General features: G+C 67.0%; 15 protein-coding genes, 1 pseudogene and 1 riboswitch. Of the genes and pseudogenes, 2 read left to right on the top strand and 14 right to left on the bottom strand.

From position 1 onward, the window contains the following. Positions 1-11 precede the first annotated feature (11 nt). From AC07O3_RS23440 to AC07O3_RS23465, 6 genes and pseudogenes are all read right to left on the bottom strand, one after another. The gene (locus tag AC07O3_RS23440; protein WP_093177268.1) at positions 12-515 is read right to left on the bottom strand and encodes an SMI1/KNR4 family protein; all 504 of its coding nucleotides are present in this window, start codon (positions 513-515) and stop codon (positions 12-14) included. A 24-nt stretch (positions 516-539) separates the two neighbouring features. Continuing rightward, positions 540-1,322 (bottom strand): annotated as a pseudogene (locus AC07O3_RS23445) (enoyl-CoA hydratase/isomerase family protein); the annotation flags it as partial. Between the two features lie 17 nt (positions 1,323-1,339). Beyond that, positions 1,340-2,203 carry an alpha/beta hydrolase family protein gene (locus AC07O3_RS23450; RefSeq protein WP_495340452.1) on the bottom strand — a complete coding sequence of 288 codons (864 nt, stop codon included), beginning with the start codon at positions 2,201-2,203 and terminating at the stop codon, positions 1,340-1,342. 22 nt (positions 2,204-2,225) lie between these two features. Next, on the bottom strand, positions 2,226-3,848 hold the full coding sequence (locus AC07O3_RS23455) for a carboxyl transferase domain-containing protein (protein WP_093056750.1): 1,623 nt from the start codon (positions 3,846-3,848) through the stop codon (positions 2,226-2,228). Next, positions 3,845-5,515, bottom strand: coding sequence for an AMP-binding protein (locus tag AC07O3_RS23460; protein WP_495340453.1), 1,671 nt, complete (start codon positions 5,513-5,515; stop codon positions 3,845-3,847). The genes AC07O3_RS23455 and AC07O3_RS23460 overlap by 4 nt, the downstream gene beginning before the upstream one ends. A 17-nt stretch (positions 5,516-5,532) precedes the next feature. Continuing rightward, on the bottom strand, positions 5,533-6,705 hold the full coding sequence (locus tag AC07O3_RS23465; protein WP_093056752.1) for an isovaleryl-CoA dehydrogenase: 1,173 nt from the start codon (positions 6,703-6,705) through the stop codon (positions 5,533-5,535). A 142-nt stretch (positions 6,706-6,847) separates the two neighbouring features. Here AC07O3_RS23465 and AC07O3_RS23470 point away from each other — a divergent pair, with 142 nt between their 5' ends. After that, on the top strand, positions 6,848-7,876 hold the full coding sequence (locus AC07O3_RS23470) for an AraC family transcriptional regulator (RefSeq protein ID WP_093056753.1): 1,029 nt from the start codon (positions 6,848-6,850) through the stop codon (positions 7,874-7,876). Between the two features lie 70 nt (positions 7,877-7,946). Here AC07O3_RS23470 and AC07O3_RS23475 read toward each other — a convergent pair whose 3' ends face one another. The 5 genes from AC07O3_RS23475 to AC07O3_RS23495 form a co-directional block, all read right to left on the bottom strand. Further along, positions 7,947-8,273, bottom strand: coding sequence for a thioredoxin family protein (locus AC07O3_RS23475; protein ID WP_495340454.1), 327 nt, complete (start codon positions 8,271-8,273; stop codon positions 7,947-7,949). A gap of 51 nt (positions 8,274-8,324) precedes the next feature. After that, positions 8,325-9,017 (bottom strand): HAD family hydrolase, encoded by a 693-nt coding sequence (locus AC07O3_RS23480; RefSeq protein ID WP_093056755.1) that lies wholly within the window; start codon positions 9,015-9,017, stop codon positions 8,325-8,327. 63 nt (positions 9,018-9,080) lie between these two features. Beyond that, complete coding sequence (gene thiC / locus AC07O3_RS23485; protein ID WP_258352753.1) at positions 9,081-10,964, bottom strand: phosphomethylpyrimidine synthase ThiC; 1,884 nt, start codon at positions 10,962-10,964, stop codon at positions 9,081-9,083. 90 nt (positions 10,965-11,054) lie between these two features. Then, a riboswitch (TPP riboswitch) is annotated at positions 11,055-11,160 on the bottom strand. Positions 11,161-11,186: 26 nt separating this feature from the next. Continuing rightward, positions 11,187-11,621, bottom strand: coding sequence for a YchJ family protein (locus tag AC07O3_RS23490; protein ID WP_093177258.1), 435 nt, complete (start codon positions 11,619-11,621; stop codon positions 11,187-11,189). Positions 11,622-11,677: 56 nt separating this feature from the next. Beyond that, positions 11,678-13,465, bottom strand: coding sequence for a sensor histidine kinase (locus AC07O3_RS23495; RefSeq protein ID WP_495340455.1), 1,788 nt, complete (start codon positions 13,463-13,465; stop codon positions 11,678-11,680). Between the two features lie 130 nt (positions 13,466-13,595). Here AC07O3_RS23495 and AC07O3_RS23500 point away from each other — a divergent pair, with 130 nt between their 5' ends. Continuing rightward, positions 13,596-14,342, top strand: coding sequence for a helix-turn-helix transcriptional regulator (locus AC07O3_RS23500; RefSeq protein WP_354338716.1), 747 nt, complete (start codon positions 13,596-13,598; stop codon positions 14,340-14,342). Here the strand turns inward: AC07O3_RS23500 and iaaH are convergent. The 3 genes from iaaH to AC07O3_RS23515 form a co-directional block, all read right to left on the bottom strand. Continuing rightward, positions 14,335-15,846 carry an indoleacetamide hydrolase gene (gene iaaH / locus AC07O3_RS23505; protein ID WP_495340456.1) on the bottom strand — a complete coding sequence of 504 codons (1,512 nt, stop codon included), beginning with the start codon at positions 15,844-15,846 and terminating at the stop codon, positions 14,335-14,337. The two genes, AC07O3_RS23500 and iaaH, sit on opposite strands and share 8 nt — an antisense overlap. A 130-nt stretch (positions 15,847-15,976) precedes the next feature. Further along, entirely contained in the window at positions 15,977-17,107 is a 1,131-nt protein-coding gene (locus AC07O3_RS23510) for an acyl-CoA dehydrogenase family protein (RefSeq protein ID WP_495340457.1), read from the bottom strand. A gap of 33 nt (positions 17,108-17,140) precedes the next feature. Continuing rightward, on the bottom strand, positions 17,141-18,388 hold the full coding sequence (locus tag AC07O3_RS23515) for a glutamate carboxypeptidase (RefSeq protein ID WP_093056761.1): 1,248 nt from the start codon (positions 18,386-18,388) through the stop codon (positions 17,141-17,143). Between the last annotated feature and the right edge of the window lie 45 nt (positions 18,389-18,433).

The following is an 18,433-nucleotide window of genomic DNA, read 5'->3' on the forward strand; positions in this document are numbered from 1 at the left end:
GCGATCAGTCCTCAGTCGAATTCGATGGTGCCGGCTTCCATGGAAGCCACGAGGTCCGCGAGCCATGCCTCGACGGACGCATGCTCGACGGGGCGGTCTTCGTCCGCCTTCCAGAAGGCGATCAGCTGGCCCGGCTCGCCGCCGCCCTCGGCATCGATGTCCACGCACAAGTGGCTGCCGCCGCCGTTCGACAGAAACGGCACCCAGCCGCGCCGCCACGTGGACGGGTCTTCGAAGTCGGAGCCGATCATGTCGTCGAGCATCTCCTTGGTGTCGGCGATGTCCTCGAGCGCGCTGAACATGCGGTTGTCCTGCAGGCTGTCGAAGCTGCTGTTCGGCTGGCCGTTGCGCCAGCGGTAGAGCGCGCGAAAGGCCTCCGGCAGCTTCAGCGAGAACTTCGCCTCGAAGGCATCGAGGTCAGCGTCGCTCACACCGGGCTGCAGCACCGCGTGGTAGTCCGCGCGATGGGCAGCCAGCCACGCGTCCATGCGTTCGATGAGTGCGTCATGCGTCATGGTGTTCGGGCCTTGTTCGTTTTCCAGCCACGAGGGCTTGCGCTTCTGCAGGAAGGCCTGCACGCCCTCGCGGCCTTCGTCGCTCGCACGAATGTCGGCAATGCCCTCAACGGTCTTCGCGATCAGCGCGTCGTCGATCTCGCGGCCGGCAACGTCGGCAATCAGCTGCTTGCAGGCGCGCACGGCAGCAGGGCTTGCGCCGGTCAGCGCCTTCACGAGTTCGTCGACCTTGGCATCGAGCGCATCGGCTGCGACCACTTCATGCACGAAGCCGATGCGGTGCGCCTCGGCGGCGGTGAAACGCTCGGCCGTGAGGAAGTAGCGCTGCGAGGCGCGCGTGCCCATCGCGCGCAACACGTACGGGCTGATGGTCGCGGGCACCAGGCCGATCTTCACTTCGCTCAGGCAGTACCACGCGGTGTCGACGCTCACGGCCATGTCGCACGCGGCCACCAGCCCCATGCCACCCGCATACACATCGCCCTGCACGCGCGCGATGGTGGGCTTGGGGCACTCGGCAATCGTGCGCAGCATGGCGGCCAGCTTGCCCGCGTCGGCGACGTTCTCGCCGCGCGTGTAGTCGGCCATGCGGCGCATCCAGTTGAGGTTCGCGCCCGCGCAGAAGGCCGGGCCGTTGGCGCCGAGCACGATGGCCTTGACCTGCGGCGCGGCGCCGGCTTCGGTGAAGGCTTGTGTCAGCTCGGCGATGACGATGTCGTCGAAGGCGTTGCGTGCGTCGGGCTGGTCGAGCCAGATGCGGGCGATGGTGCCTTCGAGGGTCAGTTTCAGCTTGGTGTATGCGCTCATGTTGCTTGTCTTTTCGTTCATTGCAAGTGCCGGGGCAGGCCGAGCTTCGCGAGGAACTGATCCACCATCGGCACCCAGATGGCGGCGTTGTCGCGGCCTTCGAAGAAGGCATGGCCGTCACTGCCGTAGGGCGGCACGCCCTCGAAACGCACGTCGACGCCCTTGGCTTTGTAGGCCTCCAGCAGCCGCTTCGCCAATGCGGGGCCGAAGAAGTGGTCGTTCTCCGAATAGACCCACAGCATCGGCACCTTGGTGGTCGATGCGTAGCGGCCGAAGGCATCGACCAGCTTCGCTTCGTTGCATACGTCGTCCGGCCCGCGCGAGCCGCGCCCGCCTGCAAAGTTGATGGTGCCGACCACGCCCTCGGGGTTCAGGCTCGACAACGCCAGCACACCGAAGCCACCGGCCGATTTGCCGAGCAGCACCATGTGCTGCGCGTCGGCATACGGCAGCGTGCGCGCATAGTCGAGCGCGGCGCTGATGTCCTTCGCAGTTTCGAGGCCCGCCTGCACGTAGTCGGGGTTGGCGCAGCTGAAGTAGTTCTCGGCCCACGGCCCATCGGACTTGCCGTAGCCGCGCCGCAGCGGATTGATGACCAGGAAGCCGTGCTTCGCGAACATCTCGGCCTGTCGCGCGTAGCGGTCCTGCGTCTTGGGAAAGTCGGCGGGCGAGCGCGGCGTGCCGTGGTTGATCACCAGCACCGGGAACGGTCCGTCGCCCTCGGGCCTGTATTCGGTGGCGGCCAGCTTGATGTGCGACTCGCCGAAGAAGCCCTTGACCGTCATCGGTATCTCGATGTCGCGGCGCGCCACGCTTTGCGCGTGCGCGCCCAACGCTGAGCAAAGCAAGGCGGCGATGAGTGTGAGCCGGCGCAGCGTCATGAGAGCGTTTCCGTCCCGAGCCTTACATGCGGAAGATGCCGAACTTCGGCTCTGGAATCGGCGCATTCCGTGCCGCAGCCAACCCCAGCGCCAGCACGCGCCGCGTATCCGCCGGATCGATGATCCCGTCATCCCAGATCCGCGCGGTGGCGTAGTAAGGGTGCCCCTGGTCTTCGTACTGCTGGCGGATCGGCGCCTTGAAGGCTTCTTCCTCTTCCTTGCTCCAGCTGCCGCCCTTCAGTTCGATGCCGTCGCGCTTCACGGTGGCCAGCACGCTCGCGGCCTGCTCGCCGCCCATCACGCTGATGCGCGCGTTGGGCCACATCCAGAGGAAGCGCGGGCTGTACGCGCGGCCGCACATGCCGTAGTTGCCGGCGCCGAAGCTGCCGCCGATGATGATGGTGAACTTGGGCACGTTGGCGGTGGCCACGGCCGTCACCATCTTGGCGCCGTGGCGCGCGATACCCTCGTTCTCGTACTTGCGGCCCACCATGAAGCCGGTGATGTTCTGCAGGAACACCAGCGGAATCTTGCGCTGGCAGCACAGCTCGATGAAGTGCGCGCCCTTCTGCGCCGACTCGCTGAACAGGATGCCGTTGTTGGCGACGATGCCCACGGGCATGCCCTCGATCTCGGCAAAACCGCAGACCAGCGTGGCGCCGAAGCGCGCCTTGAACTCGTGGAACTCGCTGCCGTCGACGACGCGCGCGATGATCTCGCGCACGTCGAAGGGCTTGCGCGTGTCGGTGGGGATCACGCCGTAGAGCTCCTCGCGCGGGAACGCCGGCGCGCGCACCTCGGCCTTGGCCGGGGCCTCGGCCGCCTTCGCATTGAGGTTGGCCACCGCCGAGCGCGCGAGCGCCAGCGCATGCAGGTCGTTCTGCGCGAGGTGGTCGACCACGCCCGACAGGCGCGTGTGCACGTCGCCGCCGCCCAGGTCTTCAGCCGTCACGACCTCGCCCGTGGCCGCCTTCACGAGCGGCGGGCCGCCCAGGAAGATGGTGCCCTGGTTCTTCACGATGATCGATTCGTCGCTCATCGCCGGCACGTACGCGCCGCCGGCCGTGCACGAGCCCATGACCACCGCGATCTGCGGAATGCCCTGGGCGCTCATGTTGGCCTGGTTGTAGAAGATGCGGCCGAAGTGCTCGCGGTCGGGGAACACCTCGTCCTGGTTCGGCAGGTTGGCGCCGCCCGAGTCGACGAGGTAGATGCAGGGCAGGCGATTCTGCTCGGCGATCTCCTGCGCGCGCAGGTGCTTCTTCACCGTCATCGGATAGTAGGTGCCGCCCTTCACCGTCGCGTCGTTGCACACGATCATGCAGTCGACGCCATTCACGCGGCCGATGCCCGCGATGATGCCGGCGCCCGGCGCCGACTCGGCCCCCTTGGCGTCGAGGTACATCGCATGCGCGGCCAGCGGCGCGATTTCAAGAAAGGGCGTGCCCGGATCGAGCAGCTCGGCCACGCGATCGCGCGGCAGCAGCTTGCCGCGCGCGGTGTGCTTGGCACGCGCGGCCTCGCCGCCGCCCTGCTCTACCTTCGCGAACTGCGTGCGCAGGTCATCGACCAGCGCGCGCATGGCTGCTGCATTGGCCTGGAAGTCCGCCGAGCGGGCGTTGAGTTTGGTTTCGAGTTGGCTCATGCTGTTTTTTCTTGGCTAAGGCCGAGTTGCTCGGTCATGGCATCGCGGATCTTGAATTTCTGGATCTTGCCGGTCACCGTCATCGGGAACTCGCTGACGAAGCGGATGTACTTGGGCACCTTGTAGTGCGCGATCTGGCCCTTGCAGAACTCGCGCACTTCTTCTTCGGTGGCGCTCTGGCCAGGCTTGACGATGATCCAGGCGCACAGCTCTTCGCCGTATTTCTTGTCGGGCAGGCCGACGACCTGCACGTCCTGCACCTTCGGGTGGCGGTACAGAAATTCTTCGATCTCGCGCGGGTAGATGTTCTCGCCGCCGCGGATCACCATGTCCTTGATGCGGCCGACGATGTTGACGTAACCCTCGCCGTCCATGGTCGCGAGGTCGCCGGTGTGCATCCAGTGCTCGGCGTCGATGGCCTCGCGGGTCTTGGCCTCGTCGTCCCAGTAGCCGTGCATGACGGAGTAGCCGCGCGTGCACAGCTCGCCCGACTGGCCGGCCGGCATGACGGCACCGGTCTCGGGGTCGACGATCTTCACTTCGAGGTGCGGCTGCACTGTGCCCACGGTCGATACGCGGCGGTCCAGCGGCGTGTCGGTGCTGCTCTGGCAGCTCACGGGGCTGGTCTCGGTCATGCCGTAGGCGATGGTGATCTCGCTCAGGTGCATCTCGCTGACCACGCGCTTCATCACCTCGATAGGGCACGGCGAGCCGGCCATGATGCCGGTTCGCAGCGTCGACAGGTCGAACTCCTTGAAGCGCGGATGGTCGAGCTCGGCGATGAACATGGTGGGCACACCGTGCAGGCCGGTGCACTTCTCTGCCTGCACGGTCTCGAGCACGGTGAGCGGGTCGAAGCCGTCGTTCGGGTACACGATGGCCGAGCCGTGCGTGAGGCAGGCCAGGTTGCCCAGCACCATGCCGAAGCAGTGATACAGCGGCACCGGAATGCACAGCCTGTCGGCGGGCGAGAGCTTCATGCACTCGCCGATGAAGAAGCCGTTGTTCAGGATGTTGCGGTGCGTGAGCGTCGCGCCCTTGGGAAAGCCCGTGGTGCCGCTGGTGAACTGGATGTTGATGGGGTCGGTGGCCTTCAGCGTCTTCTGGACTTTGGCGATGCGGGGATCGCTGGCATCGCCGCTTGCGAGCAGTTGCGAGAAGCGCTGCATGCCGGGCTGCTCACCCCCCTGCCCGGCCTTGTCGATCCAGAAGGTGTGGGCCAGTTGCGGCACACGCTTCGGGCCCAGTTCGCGCAGCATGCCGAGGTAGTCGCTGGTCTTGAACTGCGCCATCGTCACCAGCGCCTTGCAGCCGACCTTGTTGAGCGCGTACTCGAGCTCTGAAGTGCGGTAAGCGGGATTGATGTTGACGAGGATCAGGCCGACCTTGGCGGTGGCGATCTGCATCAGCACCCACGCCACGTTGTTGTGCGACCAGATGCCGACGCGATCGCCGGGCGCGAGGCCGAGGTTCAGCAGTGCGCTGGCGAGTTTGTTCGATTCGGCCTGCAGCTCGCGGTAGGTATAGCGCTGGCCTTCGTGGCGGCTGACGAGCGCCTCGCGGTCGGGCTGCTTGCCGACCATGTCGTCGAAGAAATCGCCGATGGGTTGTTCGATGAGGGGGACATCGGTGGCGCCTTGCGCCATGCTTTGGGTCAAGAGCGCCATGGCGATGCGTCCTTATTTCAGGCGGTTTCGGAGAACAGCTCGCGGCCGATCAGCATGCGGCGGATTTCGCTGGTGCCCGCGCCGATCTCGTACAGCTTGGCATCGCGCCACAGCCGCTCGACCGGAAAGTCCTTCGTGTAGCCAACGCCGCCCAGCGCCTGGATTGCCTCGCCGGCCATCCACGTCGCCTTCTCTGCGGAGTACAGGATGGCACCCGCCGCATCCTTGCGGAAGGTGCGCGCATGGTCGTTGCGGTCGCAGGCCTTGCCCACGGCATACACGTACGCACGCGTGGCCTGCCAGGTCGAATACATGTCCGCCAGCTTGCCCTGCATCAGCTGGAACTCGCCGATGCTCTGGCCGAACTGCTTGCGCTCGTGGATGAAGGGCAGCACCGCGTCCATGCACGCAGCCATGATGCCCAGCGGGCCACCCGAGAGCACAGCGCGTTCGTAGTCGAGGCCGCTCATCAGCACCCTTGCGCCCTGGCCTTCGCCGCCGAGCACGTTCTCTTCGGGTACTTCGCAGTTGTCGAAGAACAGCGGGAAGGTGTTGGAGCCGCGCATGCCGAGCTTGTCGAGCTTGGTGCCGGCGGAAAAGCCCTTGAAGTTCTTCTCGACGATGAAGGCCGTCATGCCGCGCGCGCCCATCTCGGGCTCGGTCTTGGCGTAGATGACCAGCGTGTCGGCGTCGCCGCCGTTGGTGATCCACATCTTGCCGCCGTTGAGCACGTAGTAGCCGTTCTTCTTCTCGGCCTTGAGCTTCATGCTCACCACGTCGGAGCCGGCGTTGGGCTCGCTCATGGCCAGCGCGCCGACGTGCTCGCCGCTCACCAGCTTGGGCAGGTATTTCTTCTTCTGTGCGTCGCTGCCGTTGCGGTGGATCTGGTTCACGCACAGGTTGGAGTGCGCACCGTAAGACAGGCCCACCGAGGCCGAGGCGCGCGAGACTTCTTCCATGGCCACGATGTGGGCCAGGTAGCCCAGCTCGGTGCCGCCGAATTCCTCTTTCACCGTCATGCCGTGCAGGCCGAGGTCGCCGAGCTTCTTCCACAGGTCGTGCGGGAACAGGTTGTCGCGGTCGATGTCGGCGGCGCGCGGCGCGATTTCGTTGGCGGCGAAGTCCTGGATGGCGCTGCGCAGCGAGTCGATGGTGTCGCCCAGGTCGAAGTTCAGGCCGGGATCGTGCATGGGGTTTGTCTCCTCTGAAGGGGTCTGCGCGCAATGCCACCCGCGCTGGGTGGCGCTTGCGAAAGATCGCAGCTTACGCCTCGCCGTGCCGCAATTGGCGCCACAATGGTTGCAAATCACGCCACGACCGATCCGTCGAACCATGTCGCCCCCCTCGTTCCTCAGACCCGCCCGCGCCGTCACGCCGATGGCCTTCGTGAGAGCTATCGTGCAGGGTTACGAGCGCTATGGCATGGACCCCGCCGAGGCGCTGAAGGCGGCACAGATCACGCCGCGCGAACTGGCCCGGCCGGGCGCGCGGGTGACGGCCGCGCAGTTCGAGGTGCTGTCGGGCCACGCCATGCAGGAGCTCGACGACGAAACACTCGGCTGGTTCTCGCGGCGCCTGCCCTGGGGCACCTACGGCCTGCTGTGCCGCGCCTCCCTGAGCTCGCCCGACCTGGGCGTGGCCATCAAGCGCTGGTGCCGCCACCACCGGCTGCTGACCGAGGACATCGGCCTGTCGCTCGAAGTGGCCGGCGGCATGGCCACGCTGCGCATCGCCGAGAACGTCCCGCTGGACGACGCCTTCCGCGAGTTCTGCCTGGTGACCACCCTGCGCTTCGTGCACGGCTACATGTGCTGGGCCATCGACTCGCGCATCTCGCTGCGACACGCGAGCTTTCCGTTTGCCGCGCCGCCGCACAGCGACGCCTATCCGCTGATGTTCACGCCAGACGTGCGCTTCGACGCGCCGCAGGCGGGCATCAGCTTCGACGAACGCTATCTCGCCCTGCCCCTGCAGCGAGACGAACGCGCGCTGCGCACCATGCTCAGGCGCGCACTGCCGCTCACAATCCTGCAGTACCGGCGCGACCGCCTGCTGGGCCAGCGCGTGCGCGAACTGCTGCGTTCGCGCGCCAGCGAGGCCACCACCGCCGAGGCGCTGGCCGGGCTGCTCAACGTGTCGAGCCGCACGCTGCACCGGCAACTGCACGAGGAAGGCACTTCGCTGCAGGCGCTGAAGAACGAGGTGCGCCACGAGATGGCTGTCGACCTGTTGCGCCGCACCACGCGGCCTGTCAAGCAGGTGGCGCTGGCCGTGGGGTTTCGCAACGAGAAGAGTTTTTCGCGGGCGTTCCTGCAGTGGACGGGGCATGCGCCTCGCGACTTTCGGCAGCAGGGGCTGTAGCGGAGGGCGTTTGGGGCACGTTCGGGGTGCGTGCGAATGACACCGGGTACTCCCCTCCGGGAATGACGCGTCAGCTAGGCTTTGCGATCAACGCAAGCGCGTCGGCAATCGACTGACTGTCCTCAGGCCGCACCAGCTTCGCGACCTGCTTGCCGTCACGCATGAACACCAGTGTGGGCCACAGGCGCACGTTGAACGAACGACCCAGCGGACGCCCGCTGCCGTCTTCGACCTTGATGCGGCGAATGTCCGGGTACTTGGCAAAGGCCTCGGCAATGTTCGGCTGGGCGGCCTTGCAGATGCCGCACCAGTTGGTGCCGAACTCGACCACGGCGGGGCCGGTGAGCGCGTCGATCTCGCTGCGGTCGGGCTGCTCGGTTTTGTATTCGGAAGTCATGGGAAGTGGTTCCTGCGGCTCGGGAGTTGCGCCCTGCATTCCACCAGAAACTCAGGCCGCCTGCAGCCCGTAGCCCGAAAGCAGCGCCGGCAGTTCGGCCATGTCGCTGAACACCTTCACCGCGCCCACGCTCAGCAGCGGTCCGGGGCCGCTGTGGCCTGATTCGCCCGTGCTGTAGCCGAACACCGTGGCTCCTGCAGCCACGCCGGCCATTGCGCCGGTGACGGTGTCTTCGACGATGGCGCAGCGCTTCGGGTCGACACCGAGGGCTTCCGCCGCAGCGAGATACACGTCGGGGTGCGGCTTGGAGCGCGGCATCTCGTGTCCGCTGAAGATGCGGCCCTGGAAATAGTCGAGCATGCCGACCTTGGCGAGTTGCAGTTCGACCTTGTGGCGGTCTGCTCCCGATGCGCAGGCGATGCGGCCCTTGAGCCTTGAATGGATTTCGCGAATGGCGGCGGGCGCGTGGGGAATGGCGACGAGGTCGCGCTCCAGCGCCTCATTGCGGCGGGCGCGGAAGGTCTTGAGCCAGTCGTCGGTGATCCTGACGCCGGTCTTCGTCTCGATGAGCGCGGCCTCGTCCTTCACCGCCTTGCCGGTGAAGGTGTTCATCGATTCCTCGGTCGTGATGTGCCAGCCGAGCTCGCCGAGCATTTCGGCGAGCACGCGGTTGGTGATGGGTTCGGAGTCGACGAGCACGCCGTCGCAATCGAAGAGAACGGCGGAAAAAGGAAAGGGGGTCATTGCGGTGCCGGAGTTCGGTGATTGGCCCCATGGTAGCAACGCCCCCTTTTCGCAGGAGGAAGCTCAGGCTATCGGACGGATCGGGATGTACATCTCGCCGCCACCGGCCATGAATTCCTTCGACTTCTCTTCCATGCCCTCGGCCATGGCGGCCGCCTCGGCCACGCCCTTCTTCGCTGCGTATTCGCGCACTTCCTGCGTGATCTTCATCGAGCAGAACTTGGGCCCGCACATCGAACAGAAATGCGCCACCTTGCTCGAATCCTTCGGCAGCGTCTCGTCATGGAATTCGCGGGCGGTGTCGGGGTCGAGGCCCAGGTTGAACTGGTCCTGCCAGCGGAATTCGAAGCGCGCCTTGCTCAGCGCATCGTCGCGCGAGCGAGCCCCAGGGTGCCCCTTGGCCACATCCGCCGCATGCGCGGCGATCTTGTAGGCAATGATCCCCTGCTTCACGTCGTCGCGGTCCGGCAGCCCCAGGTGCTCCTTCGGAGTCACGTAGCAAAGCATCGCGGTGCCGGCCCAGCCGATCATGGCCGCGCCGATGGCACTGGCAATGTGGTCGTAGCCCGGCGCGATGTCGATGGTCAGCGGCCCGAGCGTGTAGAACGGCGCCTCGTGGCAGTGCTTGAGCTGCTCGTCCATGTTCGACTGGATCATGTGCATCGGCACGTGGCCCGGCCCTTCGATCATGGTCTGCACGTCGTGCTTCCATGCGATCTGCGTGAGCTCGCCCAGCGTGCGCAGCTCGGCGAACTGCGCCTCGTCGTTGGCATCGGCGCCTGAGCCGGGACGCAGGCCGTCGCCGAGCGAGAAGCTCACGTCGTAGGCCTTCATGATGTCGCAGATGTCTTCGAAGTGCGTGTAGAGAAAGCTCTCCTTGTGGTGCGCGATGCACCACTTGGCCATGATCGATCCGCCGCGCGACACGATGCCCGTCATGCGGTCGGCCGTGAGGTGAATGAACGGCAGGCGCAGGCCGGCGTGGATGGTGAAGTAGTCGACGCCCTGCTCGGCCTGCTCGATCAGCGTGTCGCGGTAGATCTCCCAGGTCAGGTCTTCGGCCACGCCGCCCACCTTCTCGAGCGCCTGGTAGATGGGCACCGTGCCGATGGGCACCGGCGAGTTGCGCACGATCCAGTCGCGCGTGGTGTGGATGTTCTTGCCGGTCGACAGGTCCATCACGTTGTCGGCGCCCCAGCGAATGGCCCACACCAGCTTCTCGACCTCTTCCTCGATGCTCGAGGTGACGGCCGAGTTGCCGATGTTGGCGTTGATCTTCACCTTGAAGTTGCGGCCGATGGCCATCGGCTCGACTTCGGGGTGGTTGATGTTCGCGGGAATGATCGCGCGGCCGCGGGCCACTTCGTCGCGCACGAACTCGGGCGTGATGATGCGCGGAATGGTCGCGCCCATCGGGTTGCCCATCACGCGCCTGGCGCGCTCTTCGTTGGCAAGGTACTCGGCCATCCACTCGCGCTTGCCGTTCTCGCGCAAGGCCACGTACTCCATTTCGGGCGTGACGATGCCGCGGCGCGCGTAGTGCATCTGCGTGACGTTGGCGCCCGACTTCGCGCGGCGCGGCGTGCGCTGCAGTGCCGAGGCGCCGGCGCGCAGTTCGGCCAGGCGTTGCGCGTCGCGGTCTTCGTTCTTGGCGCCGTCGTCCAGCGCGTGATGCGAGCGGCCTTCGTAACTTTCGGTGTCGTTGCGCTCCAGCACCCAGGCGCCGCGCACGTCGGGCAGGCCGCGGCGCACGTCGATCTCGACCTTCGGGTCTGTGTACGGGCCCGAGGTGTCGTAGAGCGACACGGTCTCGCCGTTGGTGAGTTGCACGTCGCGCACGGGCACGAACAGGTCGGGCCGGCTGCCCGGAATGACGCACTTGTGCGACGCGGGAAAAGGCTCGCGCGTGAGCGAAAGCAGCGTGGTGAACTTGTCGGGGGCATTCATCGGAGGCACTCCTTGTTGAGGAAAGGGTGCTCCGCAATCGCTCGGTGGGCTTCGGGAAGCCCGTCACGGAAGGGGGAGTGACGGACCGAAGTCAGGGAGTGCAGCTCTTCTTACGCCGGTATGACCCGGATCAAGTTCGCGGGTCGGCTGCTTTGCCATCTCAGCACGCCACATGCGTGCACCCCGGAGCGGGGCCGATTGTGCGGGCCTCGGCCCGGTGCGTCAACCCAGGGGTACTTGCAGGTCGCCGTCCAGGTAGTACCAGCGGTCGCCTTCGCGCACGAAGCGGCTGCGCTCGTGCAGGCGCGTGGCGGCACCCGTGGCCGCGCTGCGCTGGCGCGCGACGAACTCGATCTCCGCATGGTCCGCGTCGAGCACCGAGCGCGAGCGGATGTCCAGCCCCAGCCACTTGACGCCCGGCTCGAACTCGATCGAGGCCGGCCGCTTCGACGCGTGCCAGGTGGCGAGCAGGTATTCGCCGCGCTCCAGCACAAAGGCCGAATAGCGCGAACGCATCAGCGATTCGGCGTCGGGCGCGGGCGTGTTCCCGAAATCGTCGAGATAGCGGCCACAGCACAGGGCGTAGCCGATGGGCTTGTCGCGGCGGTCTGTACGGCCGCAGGGGCAAGGTCCGGTGGTGGGATCGTTGGCGCTCATGAAGACCGCTATTGGAACACCTTGCGGGCCGGGCGCGGACAGGGCAAGCCCCGAGGCTAGGCAGGCCGGCTTGCGGCAATGGCTTCCTGCAGGGCCTGCGCGCCCGCCGGCTTGTAGATCAGCGCATAGCCCGCGCGCTCGACCTCGGCCCGCGTCGCATGCGCGGTTTCGCCGGTGAGGATGACGACGTTGCGCACCTTGCCGACCGCCTGCAGGGCCTGCGCGGCGGCCAGGCCCGAGAGGCCGCTGCCCAGGCGCAGGTCGCTCAGCATCAGGTCGAACACGCCGCCCTGCTGCAAGGCTTCGCGCGGGTTGGCCGCCAGCACCACCTCGTGGCCCCAGGCGGACAGAAGCGAACGCATGGCCTCGCGCACGGGTTGCTCGTCGTCGAGCACCAGGATGCGAAGGGCGGCAGCTTCTTCCGTTGGCCCGGCCGGCACGGCCAGGTCGTCATCTGCCGGTGGCGCGGCCGTCTTATCGAGCACCAGCGAGAAGGTGCTGCCGCGGCCCGGTGCGGTGCGCACCTGGATGCGCGAACCCATCACCTGCGCCATGCTCGCCACCAGCGACAGGCCCAGCCCGAGCCCGCGGCTGCGGTCGCGTCCGGGGTTGTCGATCTGGAAAAACTCCTCGAACACCTGCGCCTGGTGCCGCGCGTCGATGCCCACGCCGGAATCGCGCACCTCGATGCGCCAGGCGCCCGGCGTCACATGCCTGGCGCAGACCAACACGGTGCCCGAGGGGGTGTACTTGATCGCGTTGTCCACCAGGTTGCCGAGCAGCCGCGCGAGCATGCGCGCGTCCGCCTGCACCGCGGCGCGCGTGGGGCGCACGCGCAGGTGCAGCCCCTTGGCCGCGGCCAGCGCCGCAAAGCGCCCGTGCAGCGCATCGAACAGCGGCTGCAGGCGCATCGGCTCGGGGCGAACGGGCGCCACGCCGCCGTCGAGCTGCGCGATGTCCAGCAGCGCATCGATGGAGCCGCGCAGGGCATCTACGCTGTCGCGCATGAAGCGCAGGTTCTCGGCCGTGGGCGGATTGCGCGTGTCCAGCGCGTCGACGAAGATGGCCAGCGCATGCATGGGCTGGCGCAGGTCGTGGTTGGCGGCCGCAAAGATGCGGGCGCGCTGCGCGGCAAGCTGTGCCACGTGGTCGAGCTGGCGCGACAGCGCTTCGGCCAGGCGCGCGTTCTCGAAGCCGTTCTCGATGGAGCCGACGATCAACCGGTTTTGCTTGCGCGCATAGTGCAGGGCCGCCACGAGCTGCGACACCGCAAGGCACCCCATGATGACCGTCACGCTGCCCGGCTCCAGCACCAGCCGCAGCGCCAGGCTCAGGAACACCGGGACGCCGAAGCACAGGGCGGCCAGCCACCACTGGGCAAGCGCGGCAATGATCACGCTGGTCGTGCCGCTCACGAAGAAGTACATGAGCAGGATGTGGGCAAGGTCGCCATGCGGGAAGAACAGCCACGGCGCCAACGCCCACACCAGCCCCGGGAACAGCATGCGCAACTCCAGCCGCCGGCGCGTGCGCGCGGCAGTGGCTGCATCGATGGCGGCCGGATCCAGCCGGTGCAGATGGCGGTGCATGTTCCATTGCATCGCGTGCACCAGCACGGCCCACACGAGCGTGCCGCGATTGCCGGTGAGAACGAGGAACAGCATCCAGAACACCGCGGCCGTGACGGCGGCTGACAGCGGCGTGTCCCGCGTGTCGATCACATAGGCGCGCGCCAGGCTCTGGTCCACCAGCGGATTGGCGTTGGGCGCCTCGATCCAATAGTCACGGAACCGCTTCAGCAGCGGCCTGGATGCGTGTTCGGTGATGGGAGTTGTCGATGGCATGGCCGGGCTGCCGTCGATTCTGCGCGATATGCATGACCGCGCGGCGCATGCATTCGCGGGCATCCACCCTTGGCGCGGCGCTTGCTAAACGTTAGCGTTACAACGGCTCCCTCGAGAAAGTCGGCGATGTATGTACCTCACAGGCTCTGAACAGCACGCACTGCGCGGCGTTTTCACGCTGCTGGCGGAAGACCGCGGCGAGCAGGAGATCCGCGAGCGCCTGGGCTGGGCGCTGCTCGACCTGCTGCATGCGGACCAGTTCGCCTCGTTCGTGTGGGACGCCGCCAGCGGCAGCTTCGGCGCGCGCGTGGCGCTACACATGGACCCCGCGAATCTCGACAGCTATGCGCAGTGGCACCAGCACCACGACCCGATCACATTCGTGCTGCAGTCGCGGCGCCGCGCCACACGCGTGACCGAAGTGATGCCGCAGCGCGAGCTGATGCGCACCGCATTCTTCAACGACTTTCTCGCGCGCGACGGGCTGCACTGGGGCATGAACCTGCATGCCTTCGAGGGCGAACGCGCACTGGGAGACCTGCGCATCTGGCGCCGCAAGGGGCGCAGCGATTTCGGCGATCACGAGAAGGCGTTGCTCGACCTGATCGAGCCGGCGTTCGCGGGCGCCCTGCAACGGGCGCAGCGCGCGACTGCTCCGGCGTCCGGGGCGCGCGAAGCCGCGTGGGCCTTGCTGAGCGTGCGCGAGCAGGAAGTGGCCCGCTGCGTGCGCGAAGGGCTCACCGACAAGGAGATCGCGCGGCGCCTCGCGGTGGGCGTGCCCACCGTGCGCACCTACCTGCGGCGCATCTTCGACAAGCTGGGCATCGAGCGCCGCTCGGCGCTCGCAGGCTGGGCCATGCCGCTCGCGCTCACTTAGGCGCCGGCAGCCGGCCGAGCACCTGCTCCACCGCCATGCCCACGGCCAGCAGCTTGCGGTCGCTGCCGGCAGGGCCGTCCAGCTCCAGGCCCACGGGCAGGCCGCTGGTTGCGCCGAGGCCCGATGGCAACTGCACGCCCGGTATGCCGGCGTTGCTGCCCGGGTCGGTGTTCTGGATCAGCGAGCCGAAGTTCTCGGGGCTGCTGGCTTCGGCCCCCGCGGCCAGTGCCACGCGCGGCACCGTCGGGAACACCAGTGCGTCGAGCCTGTTCTTCGCGAAGGTGTCGCGGTAGAGCTTCTGCAGAGCGGGGCGCGCGACGCGCATCGCGTTCTCGTAGACCGGCTTCGCATCGACCACGCCACTGGCTGCGGGCAGCTTGCGCGGGATGACGAAGGTCTCGAAGGTGCCCTTGACGTCGGGGCTGGCGATGCCGGCCGTGAGCTGTGCAATGTCGATACCCGTGCGGTACTTCGCGAGGTAGGTCACCATGTCGTCGTGCGCCTCGTAGAGCGCCAGCGGAAAGCCGACCGCGCCGTTGAGCTCCATCAGCTTCGGCATCTCCACATCGACCAGCGTGACGCCGGCCGCGCGCAGCTTCGCAAACGCGGCATCGGTGGCGGCGCGCGTGTCGGCGTCGAGATTGGCCTGCATGGCCGGCACCACGCCAAGGCGCAGGCGCTTCAAGTCGGCAGGCTTGAGCGGCTTGCCGCCGGCAATGACGCCGTCGAGCAGCGCCACGTCGGCCATCGATTGCGCCATCGGCCCCGCCGTGTCGCGCGTGTGCGAGATCGGCGCAATGCCCTGCTGCGGATAGCGCCCCACTGTCGGACGCAACGATGCACAGCCGTTGAACGCACACGGAATGCGCACCGACCCGCCCGTGTCGGTGCCCAGCGCAGCAGGCGCCATGCGCGCACCCAGCGCGGTGCCGTTGCCCGACGACGAGCCGCCCGCGATGCGCGTCGCGTCGTAGGCATTGCGCACGCCCACCTCGGAGCCGGTCTGGAACGCGGGGTTGTAGCCGGTGACGCCGAAGGCCAGTTCGTGCATGTTCGTCTTGCCGAGCACCACCGCGCCGGCCGCGCGCAGCCTGGCCACCACCGGGGCGTCGGCGGAGGGCACGAAGCCCTTGAGCGCGGGTGTGCCGGCCGTCGCGGGCAGGCCCTGCACCTGGATGTTGTCCTTGATGGCCACCGGCAGGCCGGCCAGCGGCTTGCAGGCGCCACCGCGCTTGCGCAGTGCATCGGCGGCGCGCGCGGCCTTCAGTGCGCCGGCTTCGTCGAGCGTGATGAAGGCGTTGAGGTTGGCTTTGGCCTTGGCTTGGGCGAGATACGCCGTTACCAACTGCTCGCTGGTGACGGTGCCGGCGCACAGCTGCTGCACGGCTTCGGTCGCGGTCAGAGTGGAAATACCAGGGGCTGCGGGCTGCGCGCGCGCCGGCAGGGCCACGGCACCGATGCACAGGAGTGCCAATGCGGGGGAAGCGGTTCTGAAGATGGACATGGCAAAGACCTCCGACAAAGAGGCCACCATGCTGCGCCTGCTGCGCGTATCTGTCTGTCATCCAAACCGATGACAGACGGGTGGGGGTTGCGGCGCTACCGGAACATCACCCGCCCCGGCCGCATGTCGCTCACGCCAGCGCGCGTTGAATCAGCAGCTTCTGTATGTCCGAAGTGCCTTCATAGATCTGGCACACGCGCACGTCGCGGTAGATGCGCTCCAGCGGAAAGTCGTTCACGTAGCCGTAGCCGCCCAGCGTCTGGATGGCCGCGCTGCACACGCGCTCGGCCATCTCGCTGGCGAACAGCTTGGCCATGGCGGCTTCCTTCAGGCAGGGCAAGCCGGCGTCGCGCAGGCTCGCGGCATGCCAGATCAGCTGGCGCGCGGCTTCGAGCTGCGTCGCGCATTCGGCCAGGCGAAAGCCCACGGCCTGCTGGTCGAAGATCGAGCCGCCGAAAGCCTGGCGTTCCTTGGCATAGGCCAGTGCTACGTCGAAGGCGCTGCGTGCCATGCCCACGCTCTGCGCGGCAATGCCGATGCGGCCGCCTTCGAGCGCGCCGAGCGCGATCTTGTAGCCCTCGCCTTCCGCGCCGATCAGGTTCTCGCGCGGGATGCGGCAGCCGTCGAAGTTGATCTGCGCTGTGTCGCTGCTGTGCTGGCCCAGCTTGTCTTCCAGGCGCGCCACGTTGTAGCCCGGCGCATCGGTCGGCACGATGAACGCGCTCATGCCGCGCTTGCCCGCGCCCTTGTCCGTTACCGCGATGACGATGGCCACCTGGCCGTTCTTGCCGCTGGTGATGAACTGCTTCACGCCGTCGATCACGTAGGCGTCGCCGTCCTTGCGCGCCGTGGTGCGCAGGCTCGAGGCATCGCTGCCTGCCTGCGGCTCGGTGAGACAGAAGGCGCCGAGCATCTGGCCCTGCGCCAGCGGTTCGAGCCACTGCTTCTTCTGCTGCGCGTTGCCGTAGCGCATGAGGATGGCGTTGACCGGGCAGTTGGTCACGCTGATGGCGGTGCTGGTGCCGCCGTCGCCGGCCGCGATTTCTTCCAGCACCAGCGCGAGAGTGAGGTAGTCGAGGCCGGCGCCGCCGTTCTCTTCGGGCACGCAGATGCCGTAGGCGCCCAGCGCCGCGAGGCCCTGGTGGGCTTCCTTCGGAAAGCTGTGCTCGCGGTCCCACTTGGGCGCAAGTGGCCAGAGTTCGGCTTGCGAGAAATCGCGCACCGCGTCGCGGATGGCTTCCTGGTCAGCGCTGAGCAGCATGGCGTTGTCTCCTGTCTTTTCTTCTGTTCGTGCTTATTTGCCGGCGCCCAGATCCATGATCAGGCGAGCGGCCATGTACAGGCGGCGCGGAATGGCGCTGATGTCCACGTACTCGGCCTTGTCGCTGTGGTAGCCGAAGCCCGGCAGGCCCAGGCTCTCGATCACGGGCTTGCCCGAGAGCGCCGCATAGGCTGCGTCGGTGCCGCCGCCGGTGCGCTCTTCCACGCCCAGCGTGCCGCCGGCTTCCTTGTAGTAGCCCACGGCCTTGTCGACCAGCTTCTTGCCGCCTTCGCCGGCATTGAAGGCCGGGCGGCCGCGCGTGACGATCACCTTGACGTCAGCCTCGGGCAGTTTCTTCTGCTGCGCGCGTTCTTCCAGCGTCTTCATCGCGGCATCGAAGTCTTCGTTGCGCGCATAGCGCACGTCGGCATTCAGCGTGGCGCTGGCGGGGATGATGTTCGACACGTTGCCGGCCTTGGCAATGGTCCAGTTGAAGCGCAGGTTCTTCGACTTGTCGTCGATGCTCATGGTGCGCAGCACGAGGTCGGAAGCCTCGACCAGCGCGTTCACGCCCAGCTCGGGCGCCGCGCCCGCATGCGAGGCCTTGCCGGTGATGTTGACCTGCACATAGGCGATGCCCGAGGTACCGAGCGAGAGCTTCTCGTCGCCGGCGCTGGTGGGCTCGAAGGAGAGCACGTAGTCGGCCAGCTTGGCTTCTTCCTGGATCAGGTCGCGCGAGCCGAAGGAGCCTTTTTCTTCATCAGTGTTGAACAGCACGGTGATGGTGCCGTAGTCGCGCACGCCGTAGTCCTTCAGCAGCTTGAGCGTGTGCAGGATGACGGCGTTGCCGCCCTTGTCGTCGGCGATGCCGGGGCCGTAGGCCTTGTCGCCTTCGATCTTGAACGGCGCCTTCGCGAGGATGCCCTTCAGGTACACGGTGTCCATGTGCGAGAGCAGCAGCAGGTTCTTGCCGCCGCGGCCTTTGATCTTGCCCACGATGTTGTCGCCCACCACGATGCCGGCCGACTTGCTGCGCGTGACGGTGAAGCCCAGGTTCTTGAGTTCGCCCTCGAGGTAGCTGCCGGCGGCGGCGATGCCTTCGGCGTCACCGGTCCCGGTCTCGATGTTGACCAGCTTTTCCAGCGTCTTGATCACCGCGGGCTGCTCGTCGGTGGCAGCCTGGAACAGCACGTTGTCGCGCTTCTGGGCCCAGGTGGCGCCCGCCACGAAGGCGGTGGCCAGCACGGCGGCGATGGCGGTACGGTGGATGGATGGGCGCATGAAATCTCCTGCTCTACGCATTGTTTGAAGTGTCTGAATGAAAAA

The sequence above is a fragment of the Variovorax sp. GW821-FHT09D05 genome (assembly GCF_059416325.1).